14 protein-coding genes are annotated in these 17,750 nt (G+C 38.1%); 3 read left to right on the forward strand and 11 right to left on the reverse strand.

The genetic code is table 11. The features are described 5' to 3' along the window. The first annotated feature begins 125 nt into the window (after window positions 1-125). A complete protein-coding gene (locus tag EV200_RS17190; protein ID WP_165877958.1) occupies window positions 126-701 on the forward strand; it encodes a Crp/Fnr family transcriptional regulator in 576 nt (191 codons plus the stop codon). Between the two features lie 69 nt (window positions 702-770). Beyond that, window positions 771-1,454, forward strand: coding sequence for a hypothetical protein (locus EV200_RS17195; RefSeq protein WP_132534846.1), 684 nt, complete (start codon window positions 771-773; stop codon window positions 1,452-1,454). Between the two features lie 94 nt (window positions 1,455-1,548). Here EV200_RS17195 and EV200_RS17200 read toward each other — a convergent pair whose 3' ends face one another. The 4 genes from EV200_RS17200 to EV200_RS17215 form a co-directional block, all read right to left on the reverse strand. Beyond that, window positions 1,549-2,130: a pyridoxine/pyridoxamine 5'-phosphate oxidase gene (locus EV200_RS17200; RefSeq protein ID WP_132534848.1), complete on the reverse strand. Its 582-nt coding sequence runs from the start codon at window positions 2,128-2,130 to the stop codon at window positions 1,549-1,551. 184 nt (window positions 2,131-2,314) lie between these two features. Further along, on the reverse strand, window positions 2,315-2,605 hold the full coding sequence (locus EV200_RS17205; RefSeq protein WP_132534850.1) for a hypothetical protein: 291 nt from the start codon (window positions 2,603-2,605) through the stop codon (window positions 2,315-2,317). Window positions 2,606-2,737: 132 nt separating this feature from the next. Continuing rightward, on the reverse strand, window positions 2,738-4,093 hold the full coding sequence (locus tag EV200_RS17210) for a hypothetical protein (RefSeq protein WP_132534852.1): 1,356 nt from the start codon (window positions 4,091-4,093) through the stop codon (window positions 2,738-2,740). 149 nt (window positions 4,094-4,242) lie between these two features. Further along, window positions 4,243-4,473, reverse strand: coding sequence for a hypothetical protein (locus EV200_RS17215; protein ID WP_132534854.1), 231 nt, complete (start codon window positions 4,471-4,473; stop codon window positions 4,243-4,245). A gap of 546 nt (window positions 4,474-5,019) precedes the next feature. Here EV200_RS17215 and EV200_RS17220 point away from each other — a divergent pair. Next, a complete protein-coding gene (locus EV200_RS17220; protein ID WP_132534856.1) occupies window positions 5,020-5,736 on the forward strand; it encodes a hypothetical protein in 717 nt (238 codons plus the stop codon). 227 nt (window positions 5,737-5,963) lie between these two features. Here EV200_RS17220 and EV200_RS17225 read toward each other — a convergent pair whose 3' ends face one another. The 7 genes from EV200_RS17225 to EV200_RS17255 all read right to left on the reverse strand — a co-directional run bounded on the left by EV200_RS17225 (window position 5,964) and on the right by EV200_RS17255 (window position 17,504). Then, complete coding sequence (locus EV200_RS17225) at window positions 5,964-7,223, reverse strand: alginate lyase family protein (protein ID WP_165877959.1); 1,260 nt, start codon at window positions 7,221-7,223, stop codon at window positions 5,964-5,966. Between the two features lie 385 nt (window positions 7,224-7,608). Continuing rightward, window positions 7,609-8,145: a DUF3347 domain-containing protein gene (locus EV200_RS17230; RefSeq protein ID WP_132534860.1), complete on the reverse strand. Its 537-nt coding sequence runs from the start codon at window positions 8,143-8,145 to the stop codon at window positions 7,609-7,611. Window position 8,146: 1 nt separating this feature from the next. After that, a complete protein-coding gene (locus EV200_RS17235) occupies window positions 8,147-10,594 on the reverse strand; it encodes a zinc-dependent metalloprotease (RefSeq protein ID WP_132534861.1) in 2,448 nt (815 codons plus the stop codon). A gap of 1 nt (window position 10,595) precedes the next feature. Then, complete coding sequence (locus tag EV200_RS17240; RefSeq protein WP_132534863.1) at window positions 10,596-12,023, reverse strand: RagB/SusD family nutrient uptake outer membrane protein; 1,428 nt, start codon at window positions 12,021-12,023, stop codon at window positions 10,596-10,598. Window positions 12,024-12,028: 5 nt separating this feature from the next. Beyond that, complete coding sequence (locus EV200_RS17245) at window positions 12,029-15,643, reverse strand: SusC/RagA family TonB-linked outer membrane protein (protein ID WP_132534865.1); 3,615 nt, start codon at window positions 15,641-15,643, stop codon at window positions 12,029-12,031. Window positions 15,644-15,688: 45 nt separating this feature from the next. Next, a complete protein-coding gene (locus EV200_RS17250) occupies window positions 15,689-16,834 on the reverse strand; it encodes a FecR family protein (RefSeq protein WP_165877960.1) in 1,146 nt (381 codons plus the stop codon). Window positions 16,835-16,901: 67 nt separating this feature from the next. After that, window positions 16,902-17,504 carry an RNA polymerase sigma factor gene (locus EV200_RS17255; protein ID WP_132534869.1) on the reverse strand — a complete coding sequence of 201 codons (603 nt, stop codon included), beginning with the start codon at window positions 17,502-17,504 and terminating at the stop codon, window positions 16,902-16,904. Window positions 17,505-17,750: the final 246 nt, after the last annotated feature.

Consider the following 17,750-nt stretch of genomic DNA (forward strand, 5'->3'; position numbering starts at 1 on the left):
ACATAATGAATTAGATGAGTATTGGCATCAACTTTTATTGTTTAGATTAAACATATCTTTTATAAATACTATCCTTGCTACATCTCCAGCTCGTCTTAATTTCGCAATTTTATATCATGAATATAATGGAACAAGCTAAAGCCTTAAATTTTATGGATTTTGCAGCCTCACTTACTGATCTGGAAGGTGAAGCTAAAGAGGCGCTGGCTTCAAAACTTCACACAAAACAGTATGACAAAGGCGAATTGATTTTAGAAACCGGAACAGTGTGTAACCGGATTTATTTTATAGACAGTGGTTTAGTGAAAACATTTTTTTATACCAATACCCGGGAATTTATCATGCGTTTTTTTCCTGAAGGAAAAATGTTTACCGTATTAGATAGTTTCCTAACCCGGCAACCCTCCACCTATTCTATACTGACTCTTGAATCTACGCACATCACCTATTTGAATCATGCTGATCTTGAACAGCTCTGTGCCCGCTATCACTCGATGGAAACATTTTTCAGGAAACTGCTATCAATGGCTGCCTTGAATATGATGGACCGGATCGGCAATACGCTGGAAGAAAAAGCACAGGTTGCTTATCATAGATTTCTAAAGGAACAAGGAAAATTGTTGCAGCGAATCAGCTTGGCAGACCTTGCTTCTTACCTCGGCATTACCCAAGTTTCATTAAGTCGAATTAGAAGCTTATAATAGTCTTTTTATCATTTGATAAATGAGGGGTCAGATTAGCGGTGTACCTTTCGATTAAATTTAATCGTTATGAAAAGTCCATTATCTATTCACCAGAAAGTGAGCCTTTTGGCTGCCTGCGTTTTTACCCTTATTGCGCCTATTTTAGGATATCTATCTATTGGCCTTGCCCCTGTTATTATTGTTGGGGGTTCTGCAATAATTGGCTTAATTTGTTGGTATACCACCTATTTACGAAAACCTGTTGAACCAGGTATTATTCTTCCATTATTTATTCTGACGGTAGCCGGCTTGCAGATACATATAGTTGAAGAATACCTGATGGGCTTTGCCCCAGCTATGAGTCGGTTATTTGGTATTCCCTGGAGTGAAAAAAGTTTTTTAATGGTTTTTGCACTGATCGGCCCTGTCATTTACACCCTTACTTCACTTGGCCTGTATTATAAGGTTTATATAGCAGGTTTTATTGCCTGGTTTATATTTATTGGTCCCGGTGTTGCAGAATTTACCCATTTTATTTTCCCACTCATTTCACCTGACCTTTTGCCACATGATCCTCATTCGATTACGGCTTTCATTGATGGAACTAACATCCCGAAGATGCCCAATTTTTATTTCAAAACTACAGGGCACTATTATTTTCCAGGAATGTGGACTGCTGTTCTGCCTATGATTCCAGGATGTATGGCCATCTATCGCTTATTAATAAAGAAAGGCAATACAGTATTGGGGCAAAAATCCGATATCCACTAAATTTCATTCAACTAAGCTACCAAACGTGGGGTAAGTTTCTTTTTGCTGAAGCCCTAATAGCAAAATTATACCCTACGTATAAGCGTTGCAATCATTAAGGTTGCAAATAGATAATCTTCCATTTTCCGTCGATCAATTCATATAACTTTCTTTCATGAAAACGGGTAGTTTTAAATTCTAAAAACTCAATCCTTTGTGGTTTAATCGCATAGCCTCCAAAATCTTTGGGTCTTTCTAAAGATTTCCCGAGATATTCCTTCTCAAGGATTTGATACTTTTTATTTAATTCGTCGAAAGTACTTATTTCTTTTCCTTGTTCACTGACGATGGATACAATTTGACTTTCACGATTACGGGCTGCAAAATAGCTGTCTGATAATTCCTCTGAAATTCTTTCGGCATTTCCTTGAATTCTGACTTGCTGTCCTGTCTCCGTCCACCAAAACGTTAACGCCACTTTATTAATTTCACTAATTTCAATACCCTTTCTTGAACTCATATTCCCGGTAATAACAAATTCACCATCTACTATTTCTTTCAAGGATACGAATCTAGCATTCGGGAAGCCATCTGTTCCAATAGTAGATAGGCAACAAGCCGTTGGTATACTGACTTTAGTCAAGCTAAGTTCTTTGATAAATAATTCGTTGAAATACTCAATTGGTGTGATATCCATTATGCTCTATTAATAATTAAACTACTCTATTTATGATAGTCTATGCTAAAGGTATTGACCTATTAGCACCAGACTAATAAAATCAAAACGCTTAAATGATAAGATAGTTATCATCAGTTGGTAATCTATTTTAGAGAAGATTATATCATATTGTCATAATTGAACGATATATCTCATGTTTTTATTATTCAGTTAGTAGTCTCACATAATTTAAGACAACGAGTAAAATCAGTGTGACTAAAATATACCATTGAATTTTATTTACGCTTTTGGTTCCAAATTTCCTTACACAGATCCTGTCTACAATTAAAATCAATAATGGCAATGGCAGCCACAGCAAGTTTACCCAGCCTTGTAACCGCTGATTCATTCCAAGCTGATTGATCATAATGAGAGAAGAGATTATCAAACCAAATAAAGTAAGCAGGCTCAACGTGAAAAAACCTGTTATTTTTAATGGTTTAGATGTTGACATAAATACGAAATATGATATTTTTATCTGATAATTTGTAGATGCTTATGCTTTATTCAAAATTTAATTAGTTAAGTGCCTCACCTCCATAAAAAATTTGGACCAATCAAAATTATGGATGATCCACTCAACTAATCAGGACAGTTCGATAAGCGTGCCGCAAGTTGTCCAGATACTGCATACAAGTCCTAATAGCAACCAATATAAAAATACATCAATCTCTTTTCTCAATTTAATCAGAAATACGATAAAAAACATCAGCGGACAAGTCACTATAAAAATGAAAATAATTGTAGCGATTGTTTCAAAAATATCATGATTAAAATCCGAGAGTAATATTCTCATCCCTACATGTAATAGCCAAATAAAAATCGGCGAAATGAAGCATAAAAGCCATTTCCAAACCAGTTTAAGCTTAAGCTGTTCAGGAAATGTCAAGCGGTAATTCTTAACTAACCATAGGATTATCCCTACCGCAAGCAAAATCAGAATCCCTATGTGGATATATTTGTTTCTAATGGTGTCTGCACGGGTATTGATATGGGTGGAAGAAACGAGCTTATCATCATCAAATTGCTTGATGCTGGTTCGTTCACCTTTAACAAATGTTTGTATCACCACATGGGTACTACTGGTATCCCTAAATGTCCAGGTAGAGTCTTCAATGCCCATTTTGTAGAATCCCTCGATGATTAATTTATTATTTTTTGTTCTCGTAAATCTCCCGTCCAGGCGCCCGCCGTTAAACCTTAAAGCGTCTTTGCCCTGTGCTGTATTAATGGTCAGCTTGGTGACTTTTCCTGCAGGAATTAAACTGGTGCCATCTGCTATCATCGCCATAACATCTTTATCGAGATCTATAAGTGAACGGTTTTTATTAAAGTCATCATCCCTGATGGGCCTGCGGATGTATAAATGATCAATGCCAACAATAATTAAGGAATCAGTTTTGTAAAATTTAAATTCGCCATACGAAGTTGTATCGGGAATTTTAGTTGATTGCAATAGTACATATTGTGGCTGTTCAAAAGATTGAATATAACTTTGCTGACTTGTGGCACAGAACGAGAATATGGAAACAACACCGATGAATACAGCGCTTAATCTTGTTATTAATGGGTTGGTAAAGATTGTAGCATAACCATCTTTTATATGAATCCATGCGACCAATAACATGGATAGGGCAATCAAATCTGTAGAATCAACAGTCCGCTGAATGTTGAAAACATTACTGATCAGTTCAATCAGTCTCCATGCATATTCACTTTTCCAGTAGATAAACAGTACTCCAGTGAGAATAAAGATCCATAATTTGTGACGAGGAAAGATGGCCGACCAGAAAATTGGAAAAATAAATAATCCGCAGAAGTCTGAAAGTTTTCCGGTAAGTATATTATGGAAAGTTGCTTTCAGATAAAAGTCGTTAAGGAGTAAAAGCAGGAGACAAAAGATGAAAGGCAGAGATATCAGATTTTTTAGGCGATCATACATGTTGCAGCGGTTAATTTCTTATTAATACCGATAACGTAATTAAGTAACCTTGCATAGACGCTCCATTAAAAATCCTATTAAGTAGTAATGTAATTAGCTTATCCTGTTCGAATCGTAACTATGCCATGTTCAAAGAATTAGAAAGAACCTTATATTATTGTTTTCTTTTTAAATGCTTTTTTTGCCAGGGCATAAAAAGCAATCCCTATAATTGCACCTATGGCTGAATAGATAAGTACTTTTGACACACTTAAATTTTTCAGTAGTTCTCTAGTCTCTGGCATTATAGATGAGATTTCCGCATTCGCAACTATTGTATCTATCAATGCAAAGGTACTGCCTGCGATAATACCAATAATAATAAAATATGCAATCTTCATCGATGTGTTATTTTGATATAGCGTATCAGTTTTTCTCTCCCGGCTTGACACTTATTTAGTAATGGTTTTAGAATATCGACATCTAAACTGCCATTACATTTTCATCATAAAAGTGCTAAGAAAAATGAATTTAAAAAAGGCAATTAGATAGCTTATAGTAAAAGTCAGCATTTTTTTGTGGAATTTACCTTAATGAAGAAAAAGGAAGAATAAAGTTAAGGGCGGCATTCATATCGTTAATTAACCTAAACAAAGCGGATCACAATGCTTATGGAAATAAGAATACCTTCTATCTGGTTTGGATGTATGCATTAGCATTAAAAAAAAAATATTTCCTGTAGTTAGGTATTAATAATTTCAATAATTATTTAGTTACAAAATACCGTAAAAAAAAGGACATCAGTTTTATTTAAAATTTATGAAAATACCTGATTTTAGGTAGATCTATATAGTGGTTTACAGTTATTTTTAATCTATTTAAGCCAAATTATTGGATATTGGCACTGCAGTTGCAATGGGCATTTTTAAATTAAAATTAAAAATTGCATGATGAAAAAAACAACAACAAACTTAACTGTGGTAGCCAAAGGATGTGCATTTGCATTAATTGTAGGTGTAGTGCTGCAATTTGCCGCTTGCTCTAAAAACAAAGATATTAATCCGAGCGATGAAGATATCTTGAGCAAGAAAATAGAAGATATTATTCCGCAACAGTATGTAGACAGCTTGACCAAACTGGGTTTTACTATAAATAAGGGTACTACGCCCCCAAATATCGATGGCTCTTATTTATTTAAACCTTTCACCATAAAAAGCAGTAATATACCCTACGATACCTATCAGCCGGGTTATGTGCTTATTGATGGCGTGGTTAAACTTTATGAGCAGAGTGCTAGCGAATTCAGCATAAAAATGTTGGGCAAAAACTTTATTGGAGCAGCAGATACCAGTGTCGTAACCGCTATTAGTGGAAGTGGAAATAAATTTACCGTTTACGGAAAGGTAAAAGCTTACAGAAACGGCGGTTATAATTTTTACGCTTTTTTAATGTCTGGTGAAAAAGACGGCAATAATATTAAAAATGGAATTGCAGGGATTATGAACATCGACGATTCTCACACCGGACCTAATACCATTGCAGAGGGACAAGGCAGAGTTGCCTTTGATGGCGATTATACTTCTGGACCTACAGATTTTAATAGCAAAACCGCTGTGATTACCGAAAGAAATACCATTAGCAGTAAACTATCCCAACTCAAATAACAAAGAAAGCGGCTCGGAAAATCTACCAAGCCGCTTTCTTTATGCTGTTAAATTTACTAAAAAGTTCACTGAATTATTGCATATAGCACATAACTTGCTCCGACACAATCTTTTAATCAAGAAGGCATCTTTTGCAGATTGGCTTTATCAACAAATGTAGATAAGTAAGAAAAAGCTCGAAATTTGCGTTACTAAATAAATAGCTTCGTTTTCTATAAATACAACATTTAGCGTGTATAGGTTAGTGTACCGAACCCCAACTGATCATAGCTACCACTGGTAGTTCCATAATCTCCACCTCCGCCTTCAGGCCTTATCTTAGCGGCGAATTGTGTCGTGTATGGAGCAGCTTTACCTTTGAGTTTGACGTAATAATTATAAACTAATTCCCAACCAGGCCGAATCGTACCTCTGCCATTACTTGCAATAACGGTTTGGTTTACATTATTGCAATTATTGTAAGTAGTGTAAGGGACTGTATTTGTGGTATTGATGTTATAGCTTGCCACATATTCGCTTGCACCCAATAGACGAGGATTAACCTCATTAAATGGATTATAGTCTAGAAGATTTTGACCCTGGTTAGTAGCCATTGTACAAAATGCGCCTAAAAGAGGGACAATCATACTGGCATGTCCCTGATCTCTGCCAGCTTCTTGAGGTTGTGACATACCATTGCAATACACGGCAGAACAGACTCTACCAATATAGCCATTACCAACACCATTATTTCTGTAGTAATTAATTGCATAATTGACTTTCGTGGTGTCATCACATAAAATACCGATTGCTAGTACCGTACACATGTTTGACATATCCCAATTCAACCAGTAGTGTGTATCACATGTTCCATTATGCCTGTTCAAAAAATCGTATGACACAGGATAGTAGACTTTCAGCATCCAGTTTTTAAAGGCCTTAAAGTCTGCAGGAGCCCAGCCGCTATAATCCCGCATAATTTCTGCAGCGTTTGCCCATTGGTAACCCTGCAATCCTGCAGCCAGATCCGCATTAGAATCGCCGTCAATCGATGTGCAGGTTTTTGCCCAGGCGTTCATGATTTTTACCGCATTATTTCCACACGCCACATCTCCCATTATTTTCCAGCGCAATGCCTCCTGATAGGCGGCTGCGGCATCCTGGCATGCTAAAATATAATTCTCAGGTGCTTTGTTTGCCGGGGTACCTCTAACTATCGTGATTACTGGTCTTGCTATGTACGTTGCTGATGAGTGATGGTTAGCAACCAGCTTGTTCCATCCGTCAAGCCAAGGTTGGTTTCCGGCATTTACATTGGTTGACATTCTGATGAAATCAGTCGCATTATGAAGCATACCCGGATGTACAATGGTAGTTACAGTGCTGGTTGAAACAGTGGTATTCGTTGTGTTGGATGCATCCGATAGCTGCGACAGATTATCGGTGCAGGCTAAAATCAGCATCAATATAACGAAATATGGAACTATTTTAAAGATGGTTAATTTCATGATCATATTTTATATGCAGAATCTATAAGTTGGAAGGGATTCCATAAGGTAATTAATAACAGGCATTATCCGCTAAAACTTGTTTAACGGGATTTGTTTAATTTAAGTATCATTTAGCTTGTCAACAATAAAGTAAATGTAAAAATCAGCTTTGCATACTTAGCCGAAATATTCCGACTGACCACGAGCCCAACCGATTTAAAAAGGTATTAGCCAACTTCAAATTAGCCATATCTCAACAGTACAGTTTTGAATTCCCGATGGCTCGTTACTCCCAGGTCCGGATTAGACATTTGAATTTGGCGGTTATACCAGTCAAAAAAAAGCTACAGAAAACTTCCGTTATTCTGCAGCAATTCATTAATAATTATTTACATTTTAACACCTACTTCTCCGCGATTACCTCGCCACAGGTCAGCATATTTTTAGGATAGTATGGGTTTTCAATCTTTTTTTCATCGCTTACCCAGGTAGTACCCATCATAGGGCATTTTTGTTGGTAAAGTATAGTGTTCTCTGGTTTGACTTTGTCTGCAATGGTCCAAAATTGTTCAGATAATTTTTCCATATACTTTCTTTGCTCATTGATATCCTTTGTTTCAGAAATCTGCGATGCTAGTTTTTTAATACTTTCCCTGGCTGTGGTGGCTGTATTCATCTCTTCCAAACTGAGTTTTTTAAATTTAAACTGGCCTAAAGCATTCGAGAATTCCCTGGCATAGCCTGCTGTTTTTTGAGCATCCGAAATAACCAGGCTATTTTTTATTCCCAGGTAAGTTTTCAGGATCAATTTCTTGAGGTCTTCTCTTTTCTGTGCCAGTTGAGGCGTTACAACTTCTTGTTTTGAAGTCCTGGTTTGTGCATGCAAACCCATGTTTACACCGGCCATTAAGAGAATTATGATTAAAATATTTGTTTTCATGCTATGGGTTTAAAGTTGTTTTTTTGAGAATTTTTTCAATTTCTTTGCTGATATCAGTGAGATGCAAGTGATCAATACCTGAAGTCTGTGGCAACAGGATTTCTATCTTTTTTCTGATGTTCTTAATGTGCGCAATGGCTTCTAGCCTGACATCACTTCTTTGCGCACTGTTCATCGCTTTACCATCAGCCATCTCTTTTGGATTAATCAGCATAGCTACCTTTTCAATATAAGCACGTTGCAAACTTCTTAAATAGGTATCTTTTTTAAGATCAAGCGAGGGCTTCTTCCAAACGGTTTGCAACACATCATTTAAAAATTCACTTACCGGGTAAGGATCTGTGGAGTACAAGGCTTTCTGATTGAGGTTAAACAGCAAACCGGCACTCAGAAACATATTTAAAATCTGATTCTGCTGGTCTGAAATTTCTTCCATTGGTTTAACATTAATGAATGGTGATATGGAGGCCGGATACATCCACAGCGGGGCATCGAAAAGCTGGCGTCCAACATAATCTACCACGCTTTTCATTTTTTGCTTTGGAATTTCAGCATATACTACACCTTTTTCATCCACGCTTCTTTTGGTAACGTAACGGTTTCCAATGTTTTTCATCACATGGTACAGATAACGACTGTACTGCTTAACCACTTCTTTATGTAGTTCGGCCAGGTTATCATATTGATCACCCGATTCATATGTCCATTGAGGTAGATTAGCGACCACCCTTTTCAGGTTCTTAATCCCATAATCGCTGGCTAAGATAGCATCATCGCCTAAATCTTCTGCCTGACTTCTCGGATCTTCATCTTTCCCTTCGCCCCCAAACCAGAGTTTAGGATTTTTAGTCAGTGTATCCGTAGTCATTTTACTCAGCAATTTTTCTTCGGCATATTCATCCTGTTCCCCTTCAAAATAACGGTAGCCCCAATTAATAGCCCACTTATCATAAGCACCAATGCGGGCATAAATCCCTTTTGGTGAAATGTGATCTTCTGGTTGTGCTACATAATTAAAACGTGCATAATCCATAATAGACACCGTATGTCCATTCTTTTCCACCCAGGCTTTATCGCGAAGTTTCTCAACTGGTGTCTGGCTGCTGGCTCCCATGTTATGCCTCAAGCCAAGCGTATGCCCCAACTCATGTGAGGAAACAAAACGAATGAGTTGTCCCATCAACTCGTCATCAAACTGCATTTTTTGTGCCCTCTTATCCAGCGGACCGGCCTGAACCATGTACCAGTTATGCACCAGCTTCATTACATTATGATACCAGCCTACATGGCTTTCCATAATCTCTCCACTTCGCGGATCACTGATCCGTGGGCCATAGGCATTTGGCGTTTCCGAAGCATAATACCTGATCACTGAAAAACGGGCATCTTCCAGGCTCATTGTGGTATCTGCCTCCGGCCATTCTTTTCCAATAATGGCATTTTTGAAGCCCGCCTGTTCGAAAGCCTTTTGCCAGTCGTTTATTCCCATGATCAGATAAGGCCGCCATTTTTTTGGTGTAGCCGGATCAATGTAGTATACGATCTGCTTTTTAGGTTCCACCAGAATGCCCCTCTTATATTTCGCTAAATCTTCCTTTTTCGGTTCCAAACGGTAGCGTTGCACGAGGTATTTGGTTTGCGTACGCTGGTAATCCTCATCAAAAAGAATATATTTATTATTGAAATAGCCAACCCGTTCATCCGATATGCGTTTCCGCATAGGCACCTTTGGCAAAAGAATAACCGAGGTATTTAACCGTAGCGTAACTGCACCGGTAAGCGCCCCGGCTGGAATACCTAATCCCGTACTGGCATAGGTTTTGGTGGTTTTAATTTCAGTATTGATGGGATAGGTAGCAATACGCTCAATAAATGAACGGTCATCGGCCAGGCTATTTAATTTTTTAGTGGTTTTTTCTTCAGCAGAAATGGAAACCACAGGAATATCCTTCTTAAAAAAATCAGTTACATCAATTACATAGTTACCTGTTTTTGGATTTTTTGCTTTGATATCAAAACTCGCTACGATAGGACTCTCCTGCGATTGCATCACAGCCTGGTAAATGGGTCCTTCGGTATTTTTGGTTTCCTGGCGATACACCACCCCTTTTAAAAAGAGATTGTTATTGTTGCCTTTCTGAAAAAAAAGAGTTTGTTCATTTACTTTTTCGCCACCAAAGCTCCCGAAACCCTGCGGGGTAGTAATGTATCGGGTAACGGCAAGAAGATAACGCCCAAGTAAACTATCGGGCACTTCGAAAAACCATTTCTGATCTACCTGCCGCACATTAAAAAGACCATCCTGGCTAATGGCCGTTACTGGAATAACTTTTGAATAATCCACAGGCGCTTTTTTAGCTGAACTATCTGGTTTGGCAACGGGTTTTTGACCAAATGCGGAAAGGGAAAGTGCAACTGCAAGCGGGAATATAATTGGTTTAAAATTCATCTTAAAACGGGAGTTTTTCGTCAGTATTTAAAGTCAGATTTGGGTTTTTCTTAAGGACGTTAAGCGGAAAGGGAATTACATAAAGCCTTGAAGTAGGTAAAAGCGTATAAGTTTGTTGCGGAACCGTTTTATTAACCAAAGGATAAGTACGCACAATAGTTTTCGCGTATTCAGGCTCGGTATTAAGTCTCTTTAAGTCTAAAAACCTATTAAAACCCAGCACCATTTCTTTTCTGCGTTCATTGATGATGATATTCATCGTTTCCTTCCGGCTTGCAGGAACAGGCAGATTAACCACACCGGAAAGAATTCTTTTTTCACGAAGCCTATTCACTACGGCCATGGCTCCGGGTAAATCATTCTGGCGGGCCAGACATTCGGCCTGCATTAAATACACTTCAGTAGTTTTCAAGCCTACGGTTGGATAAAAGAAACGGGTATACGCCACATTATAATAGGCTGCATTGGATCCGATATCTAAAAAACTGGCACTGGTGGTGTTAAAAAACATATTGAAACGGGCATCATTGGTTCCAAACAAAGCCTTCAATTCAGGACTGATTAACCAGCTATAGCCGAAATTAGTTTCATTATAACCCTGGATGTACTGATAACTTAACACTTCAGGATTATTAGGTGCGATGATTGGCGTAACGGAAGGACCGCCTTGCGTAGTGGTATATTTTACCAAATCGAAAATCTGGTTATTGTATGAAAGTGATTTTTCACAGGCGTCTTTCGCCTGTGCAATTTCTCTTTTAAATAAATGAACTTTGGCTTTCAATGCCCATGCAAAAGCCAGTGACGGGTGATAGGGATCTGCTGGCTGCGCCTGCAGAAAAGGAATGGCTTCATCAATATCTTTCTGGATGAAATCATATACCTGCGCCACTGTAGATTTGGTAGGTTGTGCCTCTAAATCGTATTTATCCATGATACAGATCCCGCCATCAGTCGCTGCTGTAGCCGGGTTGAAGGCTTTTGCATAAACATTCACCAATAGAAAATGATCAAACGCCCTGAAAGCTTTAGCTTCTGCCTTGGCCAATGCCTTCACATTATCTTCACCTTTACTTGCATCTACTGAAGAGATTATCGTATTCCAGCGGTTGATATAAAGATAAGCACGCTCGTAAAAGTTAGAGGATTGAATTAGCGAGACCCGATCTATATTTTCGTTAAAACTGAAGTGAACCCGGTCTATATTTGGTGTAAGCCCTATAAAGTTTGATTCCTTCATCCACATATCATCGACCAGGTATTGGAAATTGGAAATCAGGTAGCCCCTGTTTGGAAAAGATACAAGCTCATAATAGTCTTTCGCTGTTTCCACAATTAAAGAGCCTGTTGGCGTAATATCTGTATATTTTTTACAACCACCTATACTAAGGGCTGATAGAATTAATGCGAATAAAATATTTTTTCTCATTTTTTTTAGAAGGTTAAGTTTAATCCAAATACAAAAGATTTAGGATTTTGGAGCGTTCTGGTTCCGCTGTTTAGGGAATAAGATTCAGGATCAATATCATCACCAGCAGCACTCGCATACCATAAATTATTCACCTGAGCGGTGAATTTAGCTGATGGAATTTTAAATTTTTTACTAAACTCCTGAGGCAAGTTGTACGAGAGAGATACACTTCTCAATTTGATATAGTCGCCTTTTACAACATTTATATCTGCATTGCGCCACATTTTAGAAATACTCCCTGCGGTACTAATCATGTTCTCTGCATAATCTACAAGCAGCCTGGGTAATGACGGCGTGTTTCCATTCGTATATCGCTGAGCAAGAACATCTTTATCAGTCACATCATACGCATCTAAACTAATGACATCTTTCCTCATTACGTTCCCTCCGGAAAACACAAGTAAGGCACCGAGTTCGAAATTTCCATAGGAAACACGCTGAGAAAAAGAGCCCGTATAAATTGGTGTTAAGCTTCCCATATTTATAAGTGCATCAAAGCTATTCGGCTCCTTAAGGCTGGCAGGCAATGGATTTCCATTTGCATCAAATGTTAAACTTGGATTTCCGTTCTGATCGAGGAAATATGGGTAGCCATTAGTTATTCCACCATATCGGTAAGCATAAAGTGAATTATAAGCAGATCCTTCGACGTAATAATTCATCGGACCTGCAACATAACTATATGCTGATGATAAAGCATTGTTTACTTTTCCAATTTTATTTTGGTTAAAACCTATAACAACCGTTGAATTTAAAGTCAGGTTGCCATTTTTAAACCAATCACCACCGAGCACAAATTCCACCCCTCGATTGGCCAGCACGCCATTATTAATAGGTCTTGATGCTACCCCAACGGTCGGGTCAAGTTCTGTAGTTACAATAAGATCCGTGCTTTTTTTATAATAAACATCCACACTTCCCCTTAAACGATTAGATAGAACGGCAAAATCTAAACCTGCATTATACGTTTCTGTTTTTTCCCACCTTAATTTTGGATTAGGCAAGCCAACCACACTTAGGTATTGTAAGGAAGGGTACAGATCATCGTTAACCCGTCTGGCTGTTAAATATTTTGTTGTTGAAGTATTTTGATTTCCATTTACACCATAGGTAGTCCTTAATTTCAGCATATTTATCCACCCCTGGGTTTTCATAAAATCTTCGTTGCTGATATTCCAGCCTAAACCAACAGACCATAATGGCCTGTTCTTGAATTCTGGATCAGCACCAAATAAATCTGCCTGATCGACTCTGATACTTCCCGTTAAATTATATCGGTTTAAATAAGTATAACCGGCATTCGCATAAACGGAGAGAAATCTATGCTTATTTTCTTGCTGGGTTCTACTTACCACACCAAGCGTTTTATTGCCACCATAGATGTAACTTGGCAATCCTGTTTGGCTTACCGTTGCGTTATTAATTGGTGTTGAGGTTAATGTAACCGGATCGTATCCATATCTGATGTCATCTAATCCACGTGGCTCAAAAGTTTCCCGCATTTCAAAACCAGCTATTGCAGTAATAGCATGTTTGCTGACATCAAAGGCCTTATCATAACTCAATTGATTCCTGAATGTGTAGGTATTCCTTTGCTTCATATTTTGCTTAAATCTTCCACCTGAAGGAAGCCCGATGGAGTAAGCTTTTGTTGCAGGAGTATAACCAACTAAGGCATTATGAGCGAGGCGGATTTTATAAGAATCAATATCATAAAACTGCTCAGTTTTGTCATTAACATTTTCATACTGAAATTGACTTGAAAAATTCAGTCCGTCCATTATTTTAGCCTGGATATTCGCGAAAGCTCTTAGGGAAATACTATTTGACTTAGTAAGTCCCTCGTTCAAAGATTCGAGTATATTAAACCGAAATGAACGGAATTGAGTATTGTCTCTGAGAGAATTGACAACTGCTCCGTTAACATTCCCGCTTGTTCCCGCACCTTCTGAAAGATTTACATAATCCGCATAAACCAGGCTGCCGTCAGGATTGATAATGGATGCATAACGTGGTTGCAAAGTATTATAGGAATCATAAGATTCATCAGTTGTTACTGAAGCATTATATGTACCGTTAAAGCCTATTGTTGTAGTAAGCCACCTATTGACGTTGTAAGCATTTTTAAAATAAAGGTTAATTCTATTGCTGTTATTATTGACTGTTCTTTGGGCAGAATGATCATAATTTATGGATGCGAATGTATTTGATTTTGCACTTGCGGAACTAAGGGATAGATTATAACGTTGACGAAAGGCATTTTGCCACACATTGTCTTTATATTGTTCCAGATAATCATTATTTCTCATTGAGCTAAGCTGTTGATTTACCTGATCAGTAGATAATTTTCCTGCATCCCTGTCTCTGTATAATTGATATAAAGGAGAATAATAACGAATCGTACCATTCGCTACGTTCCCGTAATAAGCGAACATCGACTCAGTTGTAGCGTAACGTGCCCTTTCTTTATTGTAAACATCAGTCTCTAAATCAATAATATCTGATGTCGATCCGTAGTGCATCGTGCTGAAATCAGGCTTTGTATCAACAAAAAAGTCTGTATTTAATGAAATTTTTACTGGACTGTTTCCTTTTTTTGTGGTTAACACGATCACACCGTTTGCAGATCTGGATCCATAAATAGATGCCGCTGCGCCATCTTTTAATACCGTTACAGATTCAATATCGTAAGGATTAATTTGATCCAGGGTTGTTTCTGAAGGAAGCCCATCGATAACGATTAATGGTTCTGTACCCACTTCATTTATTGAAAAAGTACCCTGTCCCCTGAGTACTGGTCGATCAGCACCAAACCCGTTAGGATTTTTAACGTAAGCCAATCCGGCAACCCTTCCTTCCAGGGCGCTCAAAATATCCACATTGATATTCTGGTTCAAGGTTTTATTATCTATGATCATTGCGGCACCTGTTGAACGCTCTTTACTTAGGGTTTGAAAACCATTCACCACTACCTCAGCCAATAACGATGAATTAGCTTTTAACCTTACCGTTACTACTTTCAGAGCCATGGTTCTATCAAATTTTTGCGTTGCCGATAAATAACCAATATAATTGATTTCTAAAGTATTCTCATCATCAGTTAAACTGAGGTTGAAATGTCCATTGCCATCTGATAAAACATATTTATTTGTTCCCTTTATTTTAACGGTGGCACCAGGCAGCGGACCACCAACACTATCTGTTACCATACCATGCAGGATGTATGCTGCTGCATTGGCACTCAAAGCCTTGAGTATAATGGTGCGGTTGTTACTAATTTCATAAGTAAAGTCCTGTCCCTTCACTACAGCATCCATAATAGCCTTGATATCCGAAGTGTTCATACTTAAATTAATGGGTTTGGCTTTTTTTACCAAATCGGCATCATATACAAATTCATAGGCGGTTTTGGCTGATATTTGGGATATCACGGTATTTAAAGATGCCTGACTAAAGTTAAGTATGCTGTTTTGTGCACTGGCTGACAGCGAAAATAATAGCAAGAAACCTATAAATGGAGCCAGGTTTAATGTACAGCCGCGTCCATATCGGACGAAGCGAAAGTAGTAGTTTGTCATAAAAATTTGTTTGGTTGGTTGATAGTCGACGACGAGGGAAAAAGCTTACTCTTCTAATACAATTTTATTTCCTTCTAAATTAAACCTGTAACCTGTTGCTTTTGAAATCATTTCCAATACCTCGTTAATATCCGCTTTGCGGGACAATTTGAGGTACAGATTTTTCTGTGGCATAGCTTCAGCCTGAACATCCACATTGTACCATCTTGCCAGTTGCTGCATCACTACTGCCAAAGGCACATCGTTAAACAAAAAGGTTCCTCTGGTCCATGCACTGAAATCCTCTGCAGCCACCTTTTTCAGCTGGATTTGGCCATTCCGGGCTATAACCTGTTGATTGGGCTTCAAAATGATCCGGTTACCGGCACTGGAAAACTGAATACTTCCTTCCAGCAAAGTAGTTTCCGTACCTTCATTTCCCGGATAACTGCTTACATTAAACCGTGTGCCCAAAACTTTAATTTCATTGCCGCCAATAGCAACAATAAAAGGTTGTGCAGCATTTTTAGCCACCTGGAAGAAGGCCTCTCCTTCTACATAAACCTTTCTTTCAGATCCGCGGAAATCTGTTGGAAAGATAAGTTTAGAGCCGGCGTTCAACATCACCACAGAGCCGTCGCTCAGGATAATGCTGTACTCTCCTCCCCTTGGTGTTTCCAGCGTATTCAGTCTGGATGCGGTTTCGGCATCGGCATTAATGGCCTTATAAATGATGGTACCATCCGTTTTGGTTATCACTTCAATACCATGTTGCCGGTAAAGTACCCCATCCTTGCCTGATCCAAGCCGTGCTTTTTTTCCGTCAATGCTTAAGCTTGCGACAGACGTACCCGGAACGATTTGATGTGGCGGATGCAAAAACCTGAACAGCAGTAGCCCGGCAGAAATAACCAATAAAATGGTTGCCGCAATTTTGGCCAATTCCCTCGATCTTACCATGCGAATTAGTCTATTTTCCGGTTCAATAAAAAGCTGCGCCGAAATTTTCGCATGGATGGCATCCAGCCGGTTTTGTTGCGCGGTAATATCTGAAATGTCAGACTCCTGCTCCATGCTTGTATTAATCAAGTCTTCCAATAATTGCTTATCGGCACTCCCAAAATAATCAAAAAGTTGGTTTAGCTCAGCAGCAGTACTTTTTTCGGCAATGAACTTCTCAAATAAATCCGGTTTAGATGCGTTTTTTTCCATCGTTGTCATATCATAATATGCACGAGGCGGATGAACACACTATTCATATTTTATTTTTTTTTAAAATTTATTTGTTCAGGTAAGCTGCAATACAGAACAGGATGAATTCCTGGTTGTGAAAGAAGACATATCGTTTAATGTATTTGGTTGCACTCACCAGCTGATTACTAACAGTTGAGGCACTTAATGATAAAATTTCTGCGGCTTCCTGATAGGTCTTTCCTTCCATCCTGCAGAGCTTAAAAATCTCTTTCCGCTGAGGAGGAAGTTTCTCGATAGCCTCATTCAGTAATGAAATGCGCTCTTTATTAAAGATATAATCTTCCGTTTGATCATAAAAAGCTGCAAATGTTTCTAAAATATGCTTCTGCATTTTCGCATCAAGCGCAAGTTTGCGGTAGTAGGCATAGATGGTATTTTGAGCCACCTTAAAAATCCAGCCTTTAAACGATTTATCGAGGTTAATTTCTGATTTGTGAAGCCAAATTTTAAGAAAAACATCCTGCATCAGTTCATCTACGATTTCATTGGATTTAATCATCCTTTGCATTTTAGGAAGAAGCATTTTGCTGTACCTCGCATAAATAAAATCAAAAGCCTCTCTCCGTCCGTTTTTTAGATCTTTAAGGTATCTTAATTCTTCAATATCGTTCACATTATCAAGGGACATTTCAAAAATTCACAAATTATGCATATCAAACTTTAACTAACACAGCATACACAGGGTACAATTGGGTGAAAATAGAAAATATATAGCAAAACCTAGTATTTTTTTGATTGCCCACATACGATAGATTAAAATACAGCACAAATAATGCTCTCAGATGGCAATTAATTTAAGTTATCAATCATTTTGATTTACAAATCTAGCTATGAAGATCGAATAGAACACTCTACAGTATCAAAAGACATTTGA

This window comes from Pedobacter psychrotolerans (genome assembly GCF_004340665.1).
Lineage (GTDB): Bacteria > Bacteroidota > Bacteroidia > Sphingobacteriales > Sphingobacteriaceae > Pedobacter > Pedobacter psychrotolerans.